The sequence below is a fragment of the Photobacterium gaetbulicola genome (assembly GCF_003025515.1).
Taxonomy (GTDB): Bacteria; Pseudomonadota; Gammaproteobacteria; order Enterobacterales; family Vibrionaceae; genus Photobacterium; species Photobacterium gaetbulicola.
In genome coordinates this window covers 51,137-71,437 of the sequence record NZ_PYME01000014.1, presented here as the reverse complement: position 1 = coordinate 71,437, position 20,301 = coordinate 51,137, and the positions used below count along the sequence as shown (strand labels likewise).

Here is a 20,301-nt window from a genome sequence, read left to right as displayed (position 1 = left end):
GTCCTCGCTTAGCTAGCTTTGGTGGTGAGGGTGTGGAAACCAAGCTCACTGGTCGCACCGATAATCGCCTGTAGTTCTACAGTGATTGAACCGTCTTCATGCAAGCTACCATTAAAGCCACCCGCGACCACATCGGCATAGCGGTCGTGGCCAATCACGGTATTCATGGCAGGTAGGGTCACTAGCTGATTCGCGTTACCATTGGTGATCACCGCATCGGCACTCTTGTGGGAGTCAGCCAATGACTGGCTTTCACCGTTCTGGCCGGCATATTCGTCAGTCAGCAATACAGTCTTGATACCTGCGGCTTCCAACTTGGCACAGTTCATCATCAAGTCGGCATCTGGGTTACCAAAGCCTTCCTCGCTGACAATCGCCGCTTCCCACCCCATTTGCTTGGCGAGCTTGACGGTGAAGTTCGAAGAGCGCTCTTTGTCTTTCAGGGTGACGTTTTCGTTCGTCACGATAACGCCCATGAAGTTATACTTGGTGCCGTGGTGGCGGTATAGGTCATAAATGACCGGGCTGTTCTGGTGAACGAAGCTGGTGTTCTTGTCACAGGCCGATACACAGTTACCACTGATGATCGCGCCGTCCATCACTTCGGTTGGGTACATCAATGTTGGCAGAATGCCCTTCACATCAACACCGTAGTAATAAGTGTCGTGCAGCAAGCCCTGGCTTTGCAGCATGTAGACATAACCCACTTTCGGCAGGTGCGGGAATTGTGCAGCTTGCTCTAGCAGTGGCTTGGTTTCGTAAGTCTCAATCTCTTGTGGCTCAACATGCTCAGCCAAACGGCCGATCCAGCGAGCGGCTTCCAAGCCCACCAAACGAACCACGCCTTCGTGATCGTACTGGTTACAGCTATCGTCCACTTCGCACTGGATAACCAGGTTAAGGGTTGACGAGAACGGCGTGTAATCCGCGCCCGGCCCGCTCATATCGATGATCCCTTCCTGGAAACCAACGATTTCACCGGTGGTCACCACTGCCATGCCTTTTAGCACATGGGTGCGGCCTTCACCGACCATGGCTTCTTCGCCGAGGTGGCGCCCTGGGAAGATATCGCCTTCGCAGCCGACTTTAACGCGCGGTTCGATAACATCTTTAACCGGCATAATGCGGGTGCTGTCGCCGGGTTTGGCGATAGACAGTTCTAACGAGCGGATACGGTGATCCAGCTCGGTCAGGTGGGCAATTAATGCCTGCTGATCGATGACCACGGTATTTTCTTTGACTTCGCTTACTGGACCAAAGGCCAGATCGCGAACATGGATATTGCCTAGTTCGAGTTTCATGTGTTTCTCCAAACAAGCGTCAAATGGGAGGAGATCCCAAGATAGAATTGATTTAGCAAGGTGCCGGCCTCGGCTGAGGCCGGACAACCTGATTAGTGACCGAGTTAGCTGACCTTGAGGCCAGAACCTACCTCGGCAAACCCGACAACCCAACAGGGTTCATCTTGACTGCTAAATTCAGTTAATAACGCATCCAGACAATCTTTCGGTACTGCTGCCAGCAGGCCGCCGGAGGTTTCCGGGCAGCACAGCTTGCGATGCCAACTTTCATCCAGACCATCGTCGAAAGCTATGTCTTCACGATACGCATCGAGATTGCGCTTCGCCCCGCCCGGGAATAACCCTTGAGCGGCATAGTCTTCAGCTTCTGGTAAGAACGGCACCTGCTCCGCCTTGAAGTGCATACAGATATCACTTTTCTCTGCCATTTCATGGGCATGGCCCAACAGGGAGTAACCAGTGACATCGGTACACGCCTTAACGGGGTAGTTGGCAAAGATCTCAGCCGCCTTGCGGTTTAGCTTTTTCATATTGTCAGTAGAAGCTTTGATCGCCGCCTGACTAGCTTTACCGCGTTTTGCAGCTGTCGAGATCAGCCCGGTACCAATCGGTTTGGTCAGTACCAGGACATCGCCACTTTCCACCGCCGCCTTGGTTTGCACTTTGGACGGGTGGATGGTACCCATCACAGACAAGCCAAACTTCGGCTCGCTGTCTTCCACGGTATGGCCGCCAACCAATACCGCGCCGGCTTCACGGACTTTCTCCGCACCGCCTTTGAGGATTTGGCCGACAACCTCTTGAGGAAGGTCGGTTGGCACACAAAAGATATTCATCGCCAGTGTTACCTGACCACCCATGGCATAGACATCACTCAGGGCATTCGCTGCGGCAATGGCACCGAAGTCATAGGGGTCATCCACGATCGGAGTAAAGAAATCCAATGTTTGGATAACGGCAACATCGTCGTTGATTTTGTAGACGGCAGCATCATCACTTACCGTCAACCCAACCATCAGATTGGGATACGCTTGTTCGGGAAATAGGGGTGAAATGGACTGCAGAACCTGCGCCATGGCCTTGGGGCCTATTTTAGCGGCTCACCCGGCTTTCTTGGTCATCTGCGTCAGACGAATTTTCTCTGTCATCTCTAATTCCTTTGAAGTGGACGGTAAGGGTGCCCCACTATTTGATATCAATATCAGCAACTGAGGCCCCGATGAACTATTCCAATCGGACAGAATAGTGTAATTATCTGGATTTAAAGCAGAAATCCATGTTAGCTGATATAGTCTGCCTCAACTAACCTGATTCTTGCTTGTTCCAAATCATCTTTTGCCACTAGCACGATAGGACCCGTACAGCCCATCCCGGTGCGGGCAAAAATGTTCGCTTTCCACAGTGCCTGGCAGGCCTCTTCGATAGCGAGGATATCTATCCCGCCTATCTCTGCGTCGGTCACCTTCTCCGGTGGTGCAACCACCGTTTCAGTCTGCTCCGCAGCAGGCTTGGCCGTGCAATATCTGGTCAAGACACTGTTTAACCCTGACAGGGTGGCGGCTTCCCATTCCTCGTCAACGCGCTTCATAACCTCTCCTCTCGCTGCGTCAGCACACAACCTCATGGCTCCTGCCACAACCGGTGCGCCTGACGCCCGTGAGATGATATTCACAGGTTGTTTCGTCGCGCCCTCACCTAACCCCGGTCCATAGCCAAAGCCAGAGGCTTCATAACTACCACCAGTCGTAAATGACGAGAACATTTTCATCAGCAGATTGCCAGTCAGGCTATCGGTCACCATTACATCCGGTGTGCCCTGCAACAGATCGTTGCCGCGCATGGCAATACCGCCATCAGCTCGTCCGGATTCGGCAAACTGGATATCGTAACCACCCTGCTTCAGCTCACGCAGTGCCCGTTCGCACACTGCGGCGCCATCCACATTGAGCACACCGACAGTAGGCTTTTCGATCCCTGTTGATTTAGCCAGCGCGATACCGTAAATCGCATTTTTCAGCATGGCTGCCTGACGCTGGGTATCGGTGGTCCCTGTCGTAGAAGCGATGATCATTTCACGCCCCGTTGACGGTGTTACCACCTTGCCCATGGTGCTCACTCCTAATGGGAAAGCGTAATGAAGGGTGACGCAGCCGTCGAGCTGCTGCTCGGCAAACAGGCTTTCCATCACCTTGTGGCACTCATGCAGATCCGCTGCCGGATAACATTCGAAGCCACAATCTGGTCCATCACAGCCAATCAGGACAGGTTCGATATCACTGTACTGGCGGGCAACCATCTGTGCCCCGCGCAGTAATTCTTCAGACCCGTGCTCGCTGCCAATTAGGGTCAGGCCGATGCGAAGTTTTTTGCCAAACTGTCCACTCATCAAGCCATCAGCCATGGCATTGAAAGTATCGGCCAGTTGTTGATTGATATTCGCCATCTCAGCCTCCGGTTACTGCTCACCCTGTTTAGGGGTCAGTAGGTTCTCAGCCACATCGCGCATTGCCTGCGCAACGACTTGTTTAACCTGATTTTCGTCAAAGGCTTGTGCTTGTTTGCCGCTGTTCTTCTGCACCACAAAGCTGAGGCCATCGAACAAGTTGGTCATACGCCCGAGGAACAAGCTGCCTTTGCCGACCATCATGAAATTGTTGATTTCACCGTTGATAATCATCTCGCGACCAAAGCCAAGGAAGGGAACCCCTGATGGAATATGGCCCTGGGTCGGCGCAAAACCTGTCATGCCATGCTGCTGAACAAAGGCGGGAAGCTGAGTACGCTCCATTTGGCCTTCTTTCACTGCCAGTGCCGCAATCATCTTGTAGTTGGACTCGGGCACATTCCCGGCGCCGGCTGGCTTGGTGATCTCAGGGTTTTGCATTTCCACCGAGTACTTGTCGATATCGGTCATCTTCATGCCCGCTACTTTCAGCGGGTTGGCAATCAGAGCTGTCATAACGGCCTGAGGCGATGAGCCCGTCCCGATCTGGTGACGGCCGACAATATCAGTATTGATTTCCGGGCTGACACCGTCGTTTTCTGTCACCATGCAGGCAAAGCCTGCCAGGCAATCTTCCAATACCGGCATGTTTTGCTTCACATGGTCACGGCCGTTCATGCCCAGTTTGGCAACCGCGCCACCTGCAACCACCATCACGTTCTTGAACACGCCTGATTTCACTAAAGCTGCAGCCAGTGTCATCGCATGAGCCGGTGCGGCGCAGAAACCGCGGACGTCAGAGCCCGTCGCGCTGTTACAGCCGATGATTTCCCCAATCGCTTTGGCGAAGTTACCGCCGCCACGCTGGTTGATATCGCCACACGCTTCTTCAGAACATTCAATGATGTAGTCAACGTTATCAAGTTCAATGCCCTGCTGCTTGAGGTGCATTGCTGCCATCACACCAGACGCCTTTGTGCAAAGGTTTTCCAGCATGATATGGGCTGAGAGATTTTCGTCTTCGTCGTGGGCGGCTTTCACACAGCCGACCAACTCGCCGTTCATCATCAGGACTTCGGCCTGATGATGTTCAACCAACGCCAGGATTTCGTCTTTGCTGATCAGCTGATGGCCTGCCAATAAATCAACCTCGCCGTATAGCGGATGGTGGCCAGCACTAGACTGATAGCTATCAATGAATTCCTGGGTAAGGTGGACCAAGTTGAACACGTCAACGTGATTCAACATGGCATAAAATTGAGGCTGGCTGTAAATTTCACCGAACTTACCTTCATGGGCCTTGTGCTCATGGTTTTCATACCAAGGTAGGGGAATATCAGCCAACTGCTGTGGGGTCAGGTTTCCGATGTAGCACTGGTTCGCGGGGTAAGATACCACTTCTTCGAAGGGGCGAAGATGGTCTTTCAACTGCTGCAAGTAAACGTCTGATGGGTCTTTTGCCCTGGTCTGAACTTGCACCGAACCGTGTTGGATCAACACATCTGGGGTATGGGCGAGCACATAGCTCACGCCTTTGATTACTGCGTATCCCATTGTTACTCCTGCATCCGAGCCGGATAAGAGGTTCGAACCTGCCTGTTTGAAAACAGATCCGAACCAGCATTGAGATATACTTATGCTAATGCAGTTTCGCTGCGGTATTGTTGCATTTCCGCTTTGATAGCATCGACATCAAGTACCATTTCCATCATTCCAACTTGTTCATCATAAACAACCGGATCGACGGCATTTTTAACTTCGTCTTCAACCACGTGATAACAAGAGAGTCCCAACTGGACTCCCGCCAATGGTCCTGCAAAAGTCGGATCACCGGTGGTGACGGTTTCACACGCTAGGCCAGAAGCTTCCGCTTCTGCGCCACCCAGAATCACAACCAGATTCTCGGCGCCTTTTTCATCGGCTAGGGCTTTAATCCGCTTTTGGTTCTCAAGATCCATTGCGCCAGCGCTTGTTCAGACGAAACATTCTGTGGTGGAGAAAGCAACGTGAGCACCTGTTGTCTTCATGCAAGCTTCAATTGCCTGCCCAGGTACGCCGTCACGGTCTCCCAGAATGATCACTGTTTTGTTAGCGAACACAATTCTGCTCCCGATTAAACATACTTTCCAAATTGCTCACGATACTCTTTGACTTCCGCCACGATGGCATCGACATCAAGTACCATTTCCATCATGCTGACCTGCTCGTCATAGGTAGCAGCGTCGACATTGTCTTTTATTTCCGGCTCAACCACATGATAACAAGAGAGTCCCAACTGGACTCCGGCCAATGGTCCGGCAAAAGTAGGATCGCCGTTAGTCACGGTTTCACACGCTAGGCCCGAAGCTTCCGCCTCAGCACCGCCAAGGACGACAACCAGATTCTCTGGGCCGAACTCGTCAGCGAAACCTTTAATCCTCTTTTGGTTTTCCAGATCCATAGCACCTGCGCTGGTTCAGACGAAACACTCAGTTGTAGAGAAAAGAACATGCGCACCGGCAGATTTGATGCAGGCTTCAATTGCCTGACCCGGTACACCGTCCCTGTCTCCCAAGATAATCACTTTCTTATCTTTGAGCATTGTTCACTCCAAGGGTACGGATTACATAGTTATTACTAATGGTGATTGCTCACCGGTTTATTTGTGCCAACGGGCTTTCACCCATTCAATACAAATTCTTTTATGCTTTAGGCAGTTTCAGCCACCAAGCTTTCGATCATGCTTTCTACATGTTCGATTTCTAACTCTTCACCGGAAAGGTGCTCTGCTTTCTCACCGTTACGGTAGAAAACAAAAGAAGGTAGCCCCATCACTTTCTGCGCCATCGCCAAACGGCGATTACCCTGAATGTTGAGCTTGCAGAACTTGATCTCTTCACCGTACTTTTCAGCCAGCTTGATCACGTCCGGCATCAGCTCAATACAGCGGCCGCAGTTCTCGCTCCAGAAATCGACCAGCACAATGCCGTCGACCTTCACTTCCGCATCGAAATTTTCTTTGTTCAATTCGATCATTGTGTTTCCCTTAATACAGCGTTTCTAACTCTGAGATATCCTTTACATCTACTCGCTTGGCTTCCTGCCCAGCGTCAAATCGGATCACGACCGGCACTTCGGACACAGAGAAACGGCTGGCAATGTTCTGGCTCTTGTAGGTATCGATGGTGACGACACGCTGCTCTGGATGATCTTTACAATTAAGCTCAAGCTGGTTGATCACATCCAAGCTTTCTTTGCTGAGCGGATTCCAAAAGGCCACCATTGCAGTGCCGCCAAACTCGGCTACAGACTTACGCCAGTTCTCTTCTTCTTCGATATAACGGTCGGCAGCAACAGCAGCCACGGCACCATCACCGGCAGCGGTAACGACCTGACGAAGGAACTTGTCGGTCACATCACCCACGGCAAAAATACCGGGGACGCTGGTTTCCTGCTTGTCATTGGTAATAACGTAGCCTTGTGGTGTCAGCTCTATAAGCTCTTTGACAAAGTCGGTTTTTGGCACCGTACCGACGAACATGAACACCCCGTCGGCGGCTCGCTCGCTGATCTCGCCGCTTTTCAGGTTCTTCAGCTTCACGCCGTTGACCAACTCATCGCCGGTGATCTCTTCCACCACCGAGTTCCAAACAAACTCGATTTTGTCGTTAGCGAAAGCCTGCTCCTGGGCGGTACGGTCAGCATCCAAAATGCCCTGGTCATGCAACACAATCATGGTGACTTTATTGACAAACTTGGTGAGGAAGACAGACTCTTCCACCGCAGTATTGCCAGAGCCAACCACCACCACATCCAACTCTTCATAGAAATCGGCATCGCAGGTGGCGCAGTAAGACACCCCTTTACCACGGAACTCAGACTCGCCTTTGATTCCAAGGATGCGCGGTGTTGCCCCTGTGGCAACAATAATGCTTTTTGTCTGGTAGGTTTCGCCTTTGTTGGTCATTAAGGTTTTAATAAAACCGTCTTCGGCGATTGAAATACCGGTTACCAAACCACGGACGAATTCGACACCGAATTTATTGCAGTGCTCACGGAACATATCCATCAACTGTGGGCCGGTGGCTTCCAGAATACCCGGATAGTTTTCCATCTCACTGGTTGTTGCGGCCTGACCACCGGTATTCCTTTTATCCTCAATGATCAGGGTTTTCATTTTACCGCGAGCAGCATAGACACCAGCAGACATTCCACCAGCACCGCCACCGATAATAATGACATCGTAAAGTTCTGACATATTTTTCACCGATTGCTATTTCACACCACACTCTGAATACTTAGCAGCATAAAGAGTGCATTTAGAACAAATCAGTTTTCGCAGACCTCTCATTTACATGAGAACCAAATATCAAGCCTCAATATCTATAGTTACCAAAAGGACTGCCGTATCTCTCTTGGGTAGATAATTCTTTTATAATTTAACTTTTACCCAGTGATTGCTTCTTATTCATAAAACTTATGGATGATTATAATTAGTAATGTCATATTTTTTGTGAGCAAAGCCCAATTCCAGTACAAAACTCTACATCTCGTATTATTATGATACCTAAGTCATATTAATGCTTATCAAGCCCTCCATTTTGTAAAGATCACCCAACCTAACCGCTACAAAAAAGACACAAAACAGCTCCTATAGTGAATTATTACGTAAATATTCTACTTATAGTGAATTTATACTCACACAGGAAACAGATGTGATCATAGTTCAACAATATTTTATAAATAGGTCAGATCATGCCGCTCTCGCTCTTTCATTAGAAAAACTTATCAAAGTGCGCAATAAAAGTATTGCATTCCCTTCCAGAGCAAAATAGATATTTTCAAATTAAATCGAACCCATCCTTTTCATCATCTTTCTATATAAAATGCGATTAACACAGTCTATTTTATTTATATTTACCACCCCCTTCCACCGCCCTAAAAATAAGACTCCAACCAACCAAAACAGGGTTTTCACAACCATAGCCAAGCACTTTTCCGCCAGATACAAGAAAACACAAACAAAAGAACTTTTAATTACATAATAGTCAATAAATTAGAATTAAAAACCATATAGTTTATACATGTAAGCAGATCAAACTCACATTAAAGCAAATATGCAGAATGATAGTCTTCACAGCGAAAACAATCGCCCTTTTGGAGATAAGCAATGGAAACGCTGCAATATACGAATGGTTGGTTAAATCTCGACAATACCCAAATCAATGACATCAATCATTTCTGCGAAGACTACAAAGACTTCCTCAATAAAGGTAAAACCGAACGCCAATGCGTGAATGTCGCCATTGAGAAGGCCAAACAATACGGCTTCCGCCCAATAGAAGACTACCAGCAGTTACAACCTGGCGACAAAGCCTACTTCGTCAACAGAAACAAAAATGTTGTATTGGCTATTATCGGCCAGCAACCAATTCAAGATGGGATCCGCTTTGTCGTTTCGCACATTGACTCACCACGCCTCGATCTAAAACCCAATCCAATGTACGAAAAAAATGAACTGGCCCTGATGCGTACCCACTATTACGGCGGTATCAAAAAGTACCAGTGGGCATCCCGTCCTCTTGCGTTGCATGGTGTGGTGGTGACGAAATCCGGCCGTCGTGTTGATATCACGATTGGTGAAGAGGAATCCGATCCTGTTTTCACTATCCCCGACCTGCTCCCCCACCTCGACCGCAAAGTTCAGCGTGACCGCAAGGCAGACGAAGTCCTCAAAGGTGAAGAGCTGCAGATTATTGTCGGCTCGGTTCCAATGGCTTTCGACGATGAGAAAGTCAAAGACAAGGTAAAACATCACGTACTCACCAAGCTGTTCGAGAAATACGAGATCAGCGAGACCGATTTCATCTCTGCAGAACTGATGTTGGTTCCTGCAGGTAACGCCCGTGATGTCGGTATCGATCAAGGCATGATCGGTGCTTACGGCCAGGACGATCGCATCTGTGCCTTCACCTCTCTGGAAGCGATTTTTGATATCCCTACCCCAGAGCAAACCGCAGTGTGCTTCTTGGTTGATAAAGAAGAGATCGGCTCATCCGGTGCGACCGGCCTGGAGTCTCGCTATCTGGAATACTTCGTGGGTGAACTGCTGATCCGCCAAGCTGGCAATACCTACAACGACCAATTGCTTCGCCGCTGCCTATGGCAATCCTATGCGCTGTCTTCCGACGTGAATGCCGGCCTTAACCCGCTGTTTGAGTCGGTCCACGATGCGCAGAATGCCTCTAAGTTGGGCTACGGACTGGTACTCACCAAGTACACCGGCCATGGTGGCAAAGTCGCTTCCAACGACGCCGATGCTGAATATGTCGCCGCGCTACGCCGTATCTTCGACGAACATGAAATCAGCTGGCAAACCGGCCTACTTGGCAAAGTGGATGAAGGGGGCGGCGGTACGGTTGCCAAGTACCTTGCCCACTACGGCATCAACACTATAGATGCCGGTGCTGCATTGCTTTCCATGCATTCGCCTTTCGAGTTGTCTTCCAAGTTTGACATTTTCGAACTGTACCGTGCTTACAAGACGTTCTACACCCAAGCCCTGTGATAACGCTTAAGAAAATGGAATTCCGCACATGAAAAAGAAACATCCGATAACCTTCTATATCCTGTGTTCATGCCAGTTCTGGTGGGCGCTCTCTTTCTACAGCTTATGGGCGATCTTGCCGGTGTTCCTCGGTGAAGAACTCGGTATCGACCAGAAGACCTCGTTTGCCACCTTCGGCGCATTTGCCGCCCTCGGTGCAGCGATGCTGTTTGTCGGTGGCTGGCTGGCCGATAAGATCCTTGGGGCCAAACGTACCTTGGTCTGGGGCTTCTTTTTCCAAGGTCTCGGTTATTTCATCATTGCCTACTCGGCGATCACTGCCCAGCCGCACTTCGTCTTCGTCGGTTTAGGTACTGTCGCCGTTGGCCGTGGTATCGGTAGTGTTGCACCGCCAACCATCATAGCCTCAGCCTATGAGAAAAATGACCCTCGCCTGGACGGCGCCTATACCTTGTTTTACATGGTCAACAACATCGGCGCCTTTGTCGCCCAACTGGGCGCACCGATCATGGCTTACAGTATCGGTTGGACCTCAGCCTTTATCCTATCAGGGGTCGGTATGGCGGTTAACGTCATTACCTATTTGATGCTCAACAAGAAAATCACCAAGGCGACCGAAGCCGACAAGCATGCCATCCCATTCAAGACCAACAGCTTGTTCTTATCTGCGGCCTTGATTGCCGTAGCCCTAGCCAGCTACTTGCTCACCAACTTACCGTTAGCCCAGTTCGTCCTGGCCACGGCGGCTCTGGTCATCCTGTTCCTGATCACCAAGGAAATGAAGAAAGAAGCCCCGATCAGCCGCAAGCGCATGATCGTCGGCTTGGTATTGATGGGACAGGCATTGGCCTTCTTCGTGTTGTATAACCAGATGCCGACCTCCTTGAACTTCTTCGCGATCAATAACGTTGAAGCAGAGATTTTTGGTTTTGCCATCAACCCAGTTTCTTACCAGTCATTCAACCCGCTGTGGATTATTTTCCTCAGCCCGGTACTGGCCCACATCTACACCACGCTGGGCGAGAAAGGCAAAGATCTGTCCATGCCGGGCAAGTTCGCTCTGGGGATGCTGGTCTGTGCTGCCGCCTTTGGTTTGGCTGGTTTCTCACAGTACTTCGGTGATGAAAACGGCATGCTCAACCCGTTCTGGATTGCCGCGCCGCACTTCTTGTTCGCCATCGGTGAGTTGTTAATTTCTGCCCTTGGTCTATCTGCCATCGCCAAACTGTTCCCGAGCCGGATCCGCGGTTTCATCTATGGTGCATGGAACATGACGCTGGCACTGGCCTCGGTTGCGGGAGCCTGGGTGGCAGGTCTGTCTGCAACTGGCGAAGCAGAGATGACCCCGGTCGAAAGCCTGGTTTCTTATGGTAATTATTTCTATGCCTTGGCTATCGCGTCGACCCTTGTTGGCTTGGTTTGTGTCTACCTGGCACCGCGCCTCAACCGGCTTATCGAAACCGACGTTAGCGAAGAAACTGAAGCGAAAGACGCGCAAACTGCGTAGTCTTTTCAACGCGTTCCACAATAAACAATTCAGTATGGTTATATGAAAAAGCGAGGGCTCTCCCCTCGCTTTTCTCTGGTTCAACGCAGATTCTATAAGTTGCCCTTAGCGGACAATCAGACCTAGCAAGATACCGACGATACCAAAGTCAGCATCACTGAAGGTAGTATTGGCAAAGCCAAGGTCACCCAGTACCGGCAGCAAGAATACCGGTAGGAAGGTAATCAATAGGCCTTGGGCAAACGCACCCAGCATTGCACCCCGGCGGCCACCGGTTGCGTTGCCGAATACCCCTGCAGCAGCGCCAACGAAGAAGTGCGGTACCACCCCCGGGATAATGACTGTCAGCCCCATGATGTAGAGCAGGAACATACCGAACAGGCCGGCAGTGAAGCTGGATAGGAAGCCAACCAAAACCGCGTTTGGTGCATATGGGAACACCACCGGGCAATCAAGCGCAGGTTTGGCATTAGGTACCAGCTTGTCAGAGATCCCTTTGAATGCCGGTACGATTTCAGCGATAACCATACGCACACCCTGAAGGATAACGTAAACACCGGCTGCAAATGTGATTGACTGCATCAGCGAGAACATGAACCAGTGCTTGCCACCACTCACTTCACGGACAAAATCACCACCAGCAAACAAACAGGTGATCAAGAAGATGATACTCATGGTGAAGGAGATCGCCACCGGCGTATCACGCAAGAACAACAAGCTCTTTGGCACATCCATATCTTCGGTAGAGTGCTCTTTGTTACCAAATTTGCTACCGATGAAACCCGCCAGCACATACGACATGGTGGAAAAATGACCAATGGCCACATCATCAGAGCCTGTCACCTGCTTCATGTACTTATGGGCAATGGCTGGGAATAGCACCATCACAAAACCAACAACCAGCGAGCCAAGAACAATCAGCGGCACACCACTCATGCCACTCGACGACAGAATCGCAGCCACCATCATCGACATGAACAGGGTGTGGTGGCCGGTCAGGAAGATAAATTTCCAAGGCGTGAAACGGGCGATCAGGATATTCACCAGCATGGCGAAGAACATGATCATCGCCATCTCTTTGCCGAAGGCTTCCTGAGCAATCGACACAATGGCTTCGTTATTAGGTACTACCCCGGAAATACCGAATGCTTCAGTGAAGATGGCAGAGAAATCGCCCAGAGAGGTGACAACCAATCCCGCACCGGCCCCCAGGATCACAAAACCCATAATGGTCTTGACCGTACCCTTGATACACTCGGTCACTGGTTTTTGCTGGGCAATCAGACCGATAAGCGCTATCAGACCGACCAGGACGGCTGGCTCGGCCAGCACGTCGTTCATTAAAAAGCGAAAGAATTCCATAGTGGCCTCTTATAGTGCGCCAAGCTCTTGTAGGGCTGCAGAAAGACGGTCTTTCATCGCGTTTTTATCTACCATGTTGTCCAGAGCAACGATTTTTCCGCCGATACCCTGAGCGACCAGCTGCTCAGCAATATCATTAGTACCGATAAAGATATCGCTTTCGGTGCCTTTCGCCGACCCCAAATCAATATGGTCTACATTTGCCGCTACACCCAAGTCTTTCACGATGCCCTTGATGCTCATTTCCATCATCAGAGAAGTGCCTAGACCGTGACCACATACAACCATGATTTTCATAATATTCTACCTTTCTACTACTTTAAGCGTTATTAGTGTGCGAACAATTCGCCGTTGTTTGTTTGGCAAAAGCCATTTGAATTAATAGGTTTCGATGATGCGGCGAATAGCGGCAACATCTTGCGCGGCACAGATTTGCGCCACATGTTCTTCGTTCATAAAGAGCTCTGCGAGCTGGGCAATCGCATCGACGTGGCTGTTGCTATCGGTCGCAGCCAGTGTCACCAACATTTTCACCGGATCATTTTCATCGGCATCGAAGTTCACACCGTTGCGGATCACTGTCAGCCCCAGCGCCAGGCGGTTTACACCGTTTTCGGGGCGAGCGTGCGGCATTGCGATCCCTGGACCGATGACGTAATAAGGCCCCATTTCTTGGTGTGACTTGAAAATTGCCTCAACGTAGCTTGGTTCGATAGCACCATTGTCAATCAGCGGTTGGCAAGCCAACTCAATCGCCTGTTGCCAGTTTTCAGCCGAATCATGAAGGCTAATTACATCTTGGGTAAGCAGTTCTTTCAGCATCGCTCTTCTCGTTTCTTCAATGGGTAACTTGTGTCGTTGGGGCCACTTTAACGATCGGACTGGATAAATAAAGCGATCAAAATCACATTTGGTAGCGCTATCTGATAGCGCTACCAAAATTTGTGATAGCGCTACCATTTTTAATCTCACAGAGCTGGCAAACCAATTGGAACCTTGGTATCAACAAGGTTAAAATGCATGTTTCACAATAACGCAATCAGGATGTTAAAATTAAGCATCTGATTTTTAAATGAAAATAGCATTGCTAACCAACTTGAATTAGCAATGCTATTTTATGATGTAGGGAGATTCGATGGCTGAGCCTCGAAAACGTCGCAGCACAGGTCGTGCAACACTCGCGGATGTTGCCAAACTCGCAGGTGTGGGCTCGATGACAGTATCACGGGCACTGCGTACCCCAGAGCAGGTTTCTGACAAACTGCGCGAAAAAATCCAACAAGCCGTCGATGAGCTTGGCTATATTCCCAACAAAGCCGCCGGCGCGCTCGCTTCAGGCCAGAGCGATACGATCGCCATGCTTATTCCGTCGATGACGGAGAGTGCCTGCGGCCAATTCACTGGGCCGTTTCAATCCCACCTGGCTAAGCGTAATTACCAACTGCAAATTAGCTATACCGGCGGTGTGTTAGAGCAAGAAGAGAAAATCCTCACCAACATTCTGGCCAGTAGCCCAGCGGCTATCGTACTGTTTGGCAGTGAGCGTTCGGCAAAAGGACGGAAGTTACTCGAAGCCTGTAATATCCCCGTACTCGAAGTCAATGAAATCACCCCGTTGGCCATAGATCTCAATGTCGGTGTCGATCATTACCAAGCGGCAAAAGTCTTGACCCAGCAGCTAATCGCCCAAGGATTCAAGAACATTGGCTTTATCGGTGGCCATGGTGACCAGGCGATCCTCAACAAGCAGCTCAGAGGCTGGCAGGCAGCGATGCTCGAAGGCTACTTGACCCCAGATCATTTCCTGACCTCCCACGGGCAAGCCAGCATCGAGTTAGGTGCAGAGGGGCTCGCAAAGTTGCTACTGCGAGAGCGGGAGCTAGATGCATTGATCTGTACCCATGAAAACATTGCCATGGGTGCACTGTTCGAGTGCCAACGCCGGGTGATTAAAGTACCGACATCGATGGCGATAACCTGCCTTGATGGGGCTGACTATTGCCAGCAAAGTTACCCTGGTATCACGGCTATTCACGTCGATTATCCAGACATGGCGATCAAGGCATCTGAGCTGCTGGTTGAGAAAATTGAGGATAGCGACACACCTGCGGGCTCGGCTGGCAGTGTCAACATCGGTTTTCAGCTGCTGAGCCGTGCGAGCAGCTATACCGGCTAACACCTATCAATCCACTGACCGAAGGCATACAGGGCTGAATACCATCAGCCCTGGCTCTGATCAGAATGTCACGACTTTGTCGGCCTGTAGCGTCCAGAGTGATAAATCATCCAATGTACCAATTTCGGCACCTTCGATAAGTGGCAATGACGACAGTCCGCGGGCGTTGCAGCAGGTTTTGCACAGTTTCACTTCGGCACCTTGGGCGATCAGAATCTCCAGCATCTGCTGGACATGGTACCCTTCTCCCGGCGCTTGGGCTGGCAGTGCACAGCTGACGGCATCAGACATCAAAAAGATTTTGATTTCAGTCTCGGCTTCACTTTGCTCACCAAGATTAATCGCCAGCCGCAAGCCATTGAAAGAGCGCTCCGAGCCATAGGGTGCATCGTTTAGAATAAACAGTAGGGTTTGCTTTGGTTTCATTGTTCCGCTTTCCTTCATATCTTGATTTTTTTGTTTTATAAATCAATCACTACTAAAAGTCAGGTATACTCTACGGAAAAACACCGCAACGATTTATGATCTGGCACACATTGGCACAAAGGGACGGACAACACTATGGATTTCGACGCAACGCTTACCTTGTCGCAACAAGGCAAAATGTTCGCCAATCCCCGCCGCATCGCCCTGCTAAAAGCCATTGCCTCGTCGGGTTCGATCAGCCAGGGGGCCAAGCTCGCAGGGATCAGCTACAAAGCCGCATTCGATGCCGTAAAGGAAATGAACCACCAGTCTGAACTTCCTCTCATCGAATCTGAAAAAGGGGGAAAAGGCGGTGGTGGCGCTTCACTGACGAATCATGGCCAGCGGCTGGTACAAATGTATGAGCTGCTGGAACAAATCCAATCGATGGGGTTGGAAGCGCTCAACGACGAAAGTGTACCGCTGCACAGCCTGCTTGGTGTCATGAGCAAGCTGTCGCTGCAAACCAGCGCCAGAAACCAGCTCTTTGGGACCATTGAGCAGATAGAAAACCATGCCCTACATGATCTGATCACTGTCGTATTGCAGGGAGGCATAAAGCTCACCGCCACTATCACCCATGGCAGCACAGTTCGGCTGAACCTGCATCAGGGGAAAGATGTGGTAGCCCTGATCAAAGGGCCGGCCATCGATATCAAACTTCCCTCGTCAATGCCTGAGGCCCAGCCCGATCAAGACACGTACGATACCACCTCGGGGCATAACTGGATAATGGGAAGAGTCAAAGCGATCGATGCCGACGACAATTCGGTCGAAGTAACCCTGACACTCAACCAAAACGATGAGATTTGTGCCCTGATTGATAAAGGAAGCGAAGACGTGACGGGGCTCAATATTGGGGACGAGGCCTACGCTGTCTTTCCCAGTGCACAGGTTATCTTGGCAACGCTAAGCTAGTCTGAAAATCGCTAATTGAATTTGATACAAGAGTTTTGCAACGGATTGTAGACCTCCCCTTGCTGGAGGCAACTTTCTAGATAGCGATAATCCAGGTATTGAAAGGCAAAAAGTAGAAACACTGACAGCACCATTCCAAGCAATGACATCCGCATCAACCACAATTTCTTCCTCTTCATCGCATATAGCATCACAGCTACTGAAACTGGGGCAATACTGAGCAAGACAGGTTGAAGCTGGAGTACGGTTACCATCACGATCAGTCCATTTCGGTGATTAAAGATCTGCGCCTAAGCTATTTGCAGGCGTATATACGCTGCAATAATAAGCCTTTCGCCCGCCAAATTTCAAAGCAAACTCCCCCCCTTTGCAAAACCTTACATAAAAATCACATAGCCCCTGCCGCCATGATTCCCAATGCACAAAAAACATTCACCAAAAGGATATTTCTTCTGAGCCCAATCACATTTTTCAACCATAATTAGTGCGCATCGAAACGTTTGCTTTTACATTTATCGCCATCGAAACGATTGCGTAATCGTTTCGATGGAAGATTAAGACACGGATGATACGGCCAAGGTTGGCATACGACGTTAGAAGCATCACCACCATCAATAACTAAGGTGCAAGCATGAAAAAGAGCGCACTCATCAACTCAGAATTGTCCTATCTGGTTGCCACTCTTGGCCATACCGATGAAGTCACTGTGTGTGACGCGGGTCTGCCAATCCCAGATGAAACCCAACGCATTGATCTTGCCCTTATCCCAGGTGTTCCCACCTTCATCCAGACAGTAAAAGCCTTGCTGGGCGAGATGCAGATTGAAGGCGTGGTGATGGCAGAAGAATTCAAGCAAGTCAGCCCAGAGCACCACGATGCGCTGATTGCCCTAGTCAGAGAAGAAGAAGCGATGTGCGGGAAAACCTTCAACATTGCTTATGTGCCTCACGAGGCGTTCAAAGTACATACCCAGAACAGTAAAGCGGTGATCCGTACTGGCGAATGCACCCCATATGCCAATGTCATTTTCCAAGCCGGCGTCGTGTTTTAAGCGCACCCGTAGTTGCAGAGACCAGTTGCAAGGACTCCCTATGACTCAGCCAATTTTAGAACTCAAAGACATCGAAAAGGCATTCCCCGGCGTAAAGGCGCTGGACAAGGCCAGCCTGAATGTCTACCCGGGCAAGGTAATGGCCTTGATGGGTGAAAACGGTGCTGGTAAGTCAACACTGATGAAAGCGTTGACTGGCATCTACCACATGGACGCTGGCGAGATTCGCTACCAAGGCCAGACGGTTAACTTCAATGGCCCCCGCCATTCGCAGGAGGCTGGGATCAGTATCATCCACCAGGAGCTGAACCTGATCCCGGAATTGACCATCGCCGAAAACATCTTCCTTGGCCGCGAGAAAACCAACGCGTTCGGCGGCATCAAGTGGTCACAGATGTACAAGGAAGCCGATGCCCTACTCGCCCGGCTGAATGTGAAGCACAGTTCACGTACCTTGCTGGGCGACCTGAGCCTTGGCGAACAGCAGATGGTCGAGATTGCCAAGGCCCTGTCGTTCAAGTCTCAGGTCATCATTATGGATGAACCGACGGACGCCCTGACCGACACCGAGACAGAATCCCTGTTCAAGGTGATCAATGAATTGCGTGAAGAAGGCACGGGTATTGTTTATATCTCCCACCGTTTGAAAGAGATCTTCGAGATCTGTGACGACATCACGGTGTTGCGTGACGGCAAGTTCATCGGCCAGCGTGCAGTTGCCGATATCGATGAAGACACCATGATCGAAATGATGGTTGGCCGCCGCCTCGATGAGCAGTACCCGCGGATCGACGTCAAACACGGTACCACTTGCCTCGCAGTGAAAAACCTTAACGGCCCGGGCGTCCACGATGTCAGCTTTACTTTGGATCGCGGTGAGATCTTGGGGATCTCTGGCCTGATGGGGGCGGGCCGCACTGAGCTCATGAAAGTGATTTACGGTGCCCTTGAACGTGAGTCAGGTGATGTGGTCCTCGATGGCAAGGTGATCAACCCGCTGACCCCGCAAGACGGCCTGGCCAACGGCATCGCCTATATTTCCGAAGACCGGAAAGGGGATGGTTTGATCCTTGGCCTATCGGTGAAGGAGAACATGTCGATCTGTTCGCTCGAGCAGCTGTCAAAAGGCATCCAGCTTCGGCATTACGACGAGGTCACTGCCGTCGAGGACTTTATTCGCCTGTTTAACATCAAGACACCGACCCACAACCAGATCATCGGTAACCTCTCTGGCGGTAACCAGCAGAAAGTGGCCATTGCCAAGGGCTTGATGACCAAACCTAAGGTATTGATTTTGGACGAACCAACCCGCGGAGTCGATGTCGGTGCCAAGAAAGAAATCTACCAGCTAATCAACCAATTCAAGTCAGAAGGAATGAGCATCATCCTGGTTTCTTCTGAAATGCCGGAAGTACTCGGCATGAGTGACCGCATTTTGGTCATGCACGAAGGCAAAATCAGCGGTGAATTCATGGCTGAAGAGGCCGACCAAGAAAAACTTCTCGCCTGCGCTGTGGGTAAACAAATCAACGAGGTAGCAGCATGAGCAGCAACGCTATGACCAAACAACAAAACTCAGGTAGCGCCAAGCTATTTAGCAAAGAGTGGCTAATCGAGCAGAAGTCTCTGATTGCGCTCATATTCCTCATTGTCGTGGTGTCATTTCTGAACCCGAACTTTTTCACTGTCGACAATATCCTGAATATCCTGCGTCAAACCTCGGTCAATGCCATCATTGCGGTGGGTATGACACTGGTTATCCTGACCGCCGGTATTGACCTGAGCGTCGGCTCGGTACTGGCTTTATGTGGTGCTTTTGCCGCCTCACTGATTGCGATGGAAGTCCCAGTCATGATTGCCGTGCCTACTGCCCTGCTGGCAGGTGCAGCTCTCGGTGCTATCAGTGGTGTCATTATTGCCAAGGGCAAGGTCCAGGCCTTCATTGCCACCCTAGTCACCATGACCCTGCTACGCGGTGTCACCATGGTATACACCGATGGTCGACCTATCTCTACTGGCTTCACCGACGTTGCTGACAGCTTTGCCTGGTTCGGCACCGGCTACGCGATGGGTATCCCAGTGCCAATCTGGCTGATGGTGATTGTCTTTGCCGCGGTATGGTACCTATTGAACCACACCCGTTTCGGTCGCTACATCTATGCCCTCGGCGGTAACGAATCAGCAGCTCGTCTTTCTGGTATCAATGTGGATCGCGTCAAGATTGGGGTCTATGCCATCTGTGGTCTGCTCGCCGCGCTTGCCGGCATCATCGTGACCTCTCGCCTGTCTTCGGCACAGCCGACAGCGGGTATGGGCTACGAGCTTGATGCTATCGCCGCGGTTGTTCTTGGCGGTACCAGCCTTGCTGGTGGTAAAGGCCGCATTATGGGTACCCTGATTGGTGCACTGATCATCGGCTTTTTGAACAACGCCCTAAACCTATTGGATGTCTCCTCCTACTACCAAATGATTGCGAAAGCAGTGGTTATCCTGCTGGCAGTCCTAGTAGATAACAAAAATAAGTAACACAA

The 20,301-nt window shown here is 50.4% G+C and carries 19 protein-coding genes; 7 read left to right on the top strand and 12 right to left on the bottom strand.

Translation table 11 applies throughout. The features are described from left to right. Positions 1-8: 8 nt before the first annotated feature. The 8 genes from C9J03_RS13670 to trxB all read right to left on the bottom strand — a co-directional run bounded on the left by C9J03_RS13670 (position 9) and on the right by trxB (position 7,981). Complete coding sequence (locus C9J03_RS13670; protein WP_044621426.1) at positions 9-1,301, bottom strand: glycine/sarcosine/betaine reductase component B subunit; 1,293 nt, start codon at positions 1,299-1,301, stop codon at positions 9-11. A gap of 104 nt (positions 1,302-1,405) precedes the next feature. Further along, the gene (gene selD, locus C9J03_RS13665) at positions 1,406-2,449 is read right to left on the bottom strand and encodes a selenide, water dikinase SelD (protein WP_082060499.1); all 1,044 of its coding nucleotides are present in this window, start codon (positions 2,447-2,449) and stop codon (positions 1,406-1,408) included. 131 nt (positions 2,450-2,580) lie between these two features. Beyond that, positions 2,581-3,744: a glycine/sarcosine/betaine reductase complex component C subunit alpha gene (gene grdD / locus C9J03_RS13660; RefSeq protein ID WP_044621428.1), complete on the bottom strand. Its 1,164-nt coding sequence runs from the start codon at positions 3,742-3,744 to the stop codon at positions 2,581-2,583. Between the two features lie 12 nt (positions 3,745-3,756). Beyond that, positions 3,757-5,298: a glycine/sarcosine/betaine reductase complex component C subunit beta gene (gene grdC, locus C9J03_RS13655; protein WP_044621429.1), complete on the bottom strand. Its 1,542-nt coding sequence runs from the start codon at positions 5,296-5,298 to the stop codon at positions 3,757-3,759. A gap of 80 nt (positions 5,299-5,378) precedes the next feature. After that, positions 5,379-5,843, bottom strand: a complete 465-nt coding sequence (grdA, locus tag C9J03_RS13650; protein ID WP_082060500.1) for a glycine/sarcosine/betaine reductase complex selenoprotein A — start codon at positions 5,841-5,843, stop codon at positions 5,379-5,381. A 14-nt stretch (positions 5,844-5,857) separates the two neighbouring features. Then, entirely contained in the window at positions 5,858-6,325 is a 468-nt protein-coding gene (grdA, locus tag C9J03_RS13645) for a glycine/sarcosine/betaine reductase complex selenoprotein A (protein ID WP_082060501.1), read from the bottom strand. 107 nt (positions 6,326-6,432) lie between these two features. Next, entirely contained in the window at positions 6,433-6,759 is a 327-nt protein-coding gene (trxA, locus tag C9J03_RS13640; RefSeq protein WP_044621433.1) for a thioredoxin TrxA, read from the bottom strand. Between the two features lie 10 nt (positions 6,760-6,769). Further along, positions 6,770-7,981 (bottom strand): thioredoxin-disulfide reductase, encoded by a 1,212-nt coding sequence (gene trxB / locus C9J03_RS13635; protein WP_044621434.1) that lies wholly within the window; start codon positions 7,979-7,981, stop codon positions 6,770-6,772. A 912-nt stretch (positions 7,982-8,893) separates the two neighbouring features. Here trxB and C9J03_RS13630 point away from each other — a divergent pair. Together C9J03_RS13630 and C9J03_RS13625 are read left to right on the top strand one after the other, a co-directional pair. Further along, positions 8,894-10,291 (top strand): aminopeptidase, encoded by a 1,398-nt coding sequence (locus tag C9J03_RS13630; protein ID WP_044621435.1) that lies wholly within the window; start codon positions 8,894-8,896, stop codon positions 10,289-10,291. Between the two features lie 28 nt (positions 10,292-10,319). Next, on the top strand, positions 10,320-11,798 hold the full coding sequence (locus tag C9J03_RS13625) for an oligopeptide:H+ symporter (RefSeq protein WP_044621436.1): 1,479 nt from the start codon (positions 10,320-10,322) through the stop codon (positions 11,796-11,798). Between the two features lie 105 nt (positions 11,799-11,903). Here the strand turns inward: C9J03_RS13625 and C9J03_RS13620 are convergent, their stop codons facing one another. The 3 genes from C9J03_RS13620 to C9J03_RS13610 all read right to left on the bottom strand — a co-directional run bounded on the left by C9J03_RS13620 (position 11,904) and on the right by C9J03_RS13610 (position 13,982). Next, positions 11,904-13,160, bottom strand: coding sequence for a PTS ascorbate transporter subunit IIC (locus C9J03_RS13620; protein ID WP_044621437.1), 1,257 nt, complete (start codon positions 13,158-13,160; stop codon positions 11,904-11,906). Positions 13,161-13,169: 9 nt separating this feature from the next. Further along, a complete protein-coding gene (locus C9J03_RS13615) occupies positions 13,170-13,457 on the bottom strand; it encodes a PTS sugar transporter subunit IIB (RefSeq protein WP_044621438.1) in 288 nt (95 codons plus the stop codon). Between the two features lie 81 nt (positions 13,458-13,538). Beyond that, complete coding sequence (locus C9J03_RS13610) at positions 13,539-13,982, bottom strand: PTS sugar transporter subunit IIA (RefSeq protein ID WP_044621439.1); 444 nt, start codon at positions 13,980-13,982, stop codon at positions 13,539-13,541. Between the two features lie 313 nt (positions 13,983-14,295). Here C9J03_RS13610 and C9J03_RS13605 point away from each other — a divergent pair, with 313 nt between their 5' ends. After that, positions 14,296-15,336 carry a LacI family DNA-binding transcriptional regulator gene (locus C9J03_RS13605; RefSeq protein ID WP_044621440.1) on the top strand — a complete coding sequence of 347 codons (1,041 nt, stop codon included), beginning with the start codon at positions 14,296-14,298 and terminating at the stop codon, positions 15,334-15,336. Positions 15,337-15,396: 60 nt separating this feature from the next. Here C9J03_RS13605 and C9J03_RS13600 read toward each other — a convergent pair whose 3' ends face one another. Then, positions 15,397-15,762 (bottom strand): DsrE/DsrF/TusD sulfur relay family protein, encoded by a 366-nt coding sequence (locus C9J03_RS13600; RefSeq protein ID WP_039461939.1) that lies wholly within the window; start codon positions 15,760-15,762, stop codon positions 15,397-15,399. Positions 15,763-15,897: 135 nt separating this feature from the next. On the opposite strand from C9J03_RS13600, the gene C9J03_RS13595 reads away from it, so the two are divergent. From C9J03_RS13595 to rbsC, 4 genes are all read left to right on the top strand, one after another. Beyond that, positions 15,898-16,719 carry a TOBE domain-containing protein gene (locus C9J03_RS13595; RefSeq protein ID WP_044621441.1) on the top strand — a complete coding sequence of 274 codons (822 nt, stop codon included), beginning with the start codon at positions 15,898-15,900 and terminating at the stop codon, positions 16,717-16,719. Between the two features lie 631 nt (positions 16,720-17,350). After that, positions 17,351-17,770: a D-ribose pyranase gene (gene rbsD, locus C9J03_RS13585; protein ID WP_044621443.1), complete on the top strand. Its 420-nt coding sequence runs from the start codon at positions 17,351-17,353 to the stop codon at positions 17,768-17,770. Between the two features lie 40 nt (positions 17,771-17,810). Next, positions 17,811-19,316, top strand: a complete 1,506-nt coding sequence (rbsA, locus tag C9J03_RS13580; RefSeq protein WP_044621444.1) for a ribose ABC transporter ATP-binding protein RbsA — start codon at positions 17,811-17,813, stop codon at positions 19,314-19,316. Continuing rightward, positions 19,313-20,296: a ribose ABC transporter permease gene (gene rbsC, locus C9J03_RS13575; protein WP_044621445.1), complete on the top strand. Its 984-nt coding sequence runs from the start codon at positions 19,313-19,315 to the stop codon at positions 20,294-20,296. Before rbsA ends, rbsC begins: the two co-directional genes overlap by 4 nt. The last annotated feature ends 5 nt before the right edge of the window (positions 20,297-20,301 follow it).

Coding starts and splice junctions, on each gene's coding strand:
- C9J03_RS13670 (WP_044621426.1), bottom strand. CDS start 1,301: ATGAAACTCGAACTAGGCAATATCCATGTTCGCGATCTGGCCTTTGGT.
- grdD (WP_044621428.1), bottom strand. CDS start 3,744: ATGGCGAATATCAATCAACAACTGGCCGATACTTTCAATGCCATGGCT.
- grdC (WP_044621429.1), bottom strand. CDS start 5,298: ATGGGATACGCAGTAATCAAAGGCGTGAGCTATGTGCTCGCCCATACC.
- trxA (WP_044621433.1), bottom strand. CDS start 6,759: ATGATCGAATTGAACAAAGAAAATTTCGATGCGGAAGTGAAGGTCGAC.
- trxB (WP_044621434.1), bottom strand. CDS start 7,981: ATGTCAGAACTTTACGATGTCATTATTATCGGTGGCGGTGCTGGTGGA.
- C9J03_RS13630 (WP_044621435.1), top strand. CDS start 8,894: ATGGAAACGCTGCAATATACGAATGGTTGGTTAAATCTCGACAATACC.
- C9J03_RS13625 (WP_044621436.1), top strand. CDS start 10,320: ATGAAAAAGAAACATCCGATAACCTTCTATATCCTGTGTTCATGCCAG.
- C9J03_RS13620 (WP_044621437.1), bottom strand. CDS start 13,160: ATGGAATTCTTTCGCTTTTTAATGAACGACGTGCTGGCCGAGCCAGCC.
- C9J03_RS13615 (WP_044621438.1), bottom strand. CDS start 13,457: ATGAAAATCATGGTTGTATGTGGTCACGGTCTAGGCACTTCTCTGATG.
- C9J03_RS13610 (WP_044621439.1), bottom strand. CDS start 13,982: ATGCTGAAAGAACTGCTTACCCAAGATGTAATTAGCCTTCATGATTCG.
- C9J03_RS13605 (WP_044621440.1), top strand. CDS start 14,296: ATGGCTGAGCCTCGAAAACGTCGCAGCACAGGTCGTGCAACACTCGCG.
- C9J03_RS13600 (WP_039461939.1), bottom strand. CDS start 15,762: ATGAAACCAAAGCAAACCCTACTGTTTATTCTAAACGATGCACCCTAT.
- C9J03_RS13595 (WP_044621441.1), top strand. CDS start 15,898: ATGGATTTCGACGCAACGCTTACCTTGTCGCAACAAGGCAAAATGTTC.
- rbsD (WP_044621443.1), top strand. CDS start 17,351: ATGAAAAAGAGCGCACTCATCAACTCAGAATTGTCCTATCTGGTTGCC.
- rbsA (WP_044621444.1), top strand. CDS start 17,811: ATGACTCAGCCAATTTTAGAACTCAAAGACATCGAAAAGGCATTCCCC.
- rbsC (WP_044621445.1), top strand. CDS start 19,313: ATGAGCAGCAACGCTATGACCAAACAACAAAACTCAGGTAGCGCCAAG.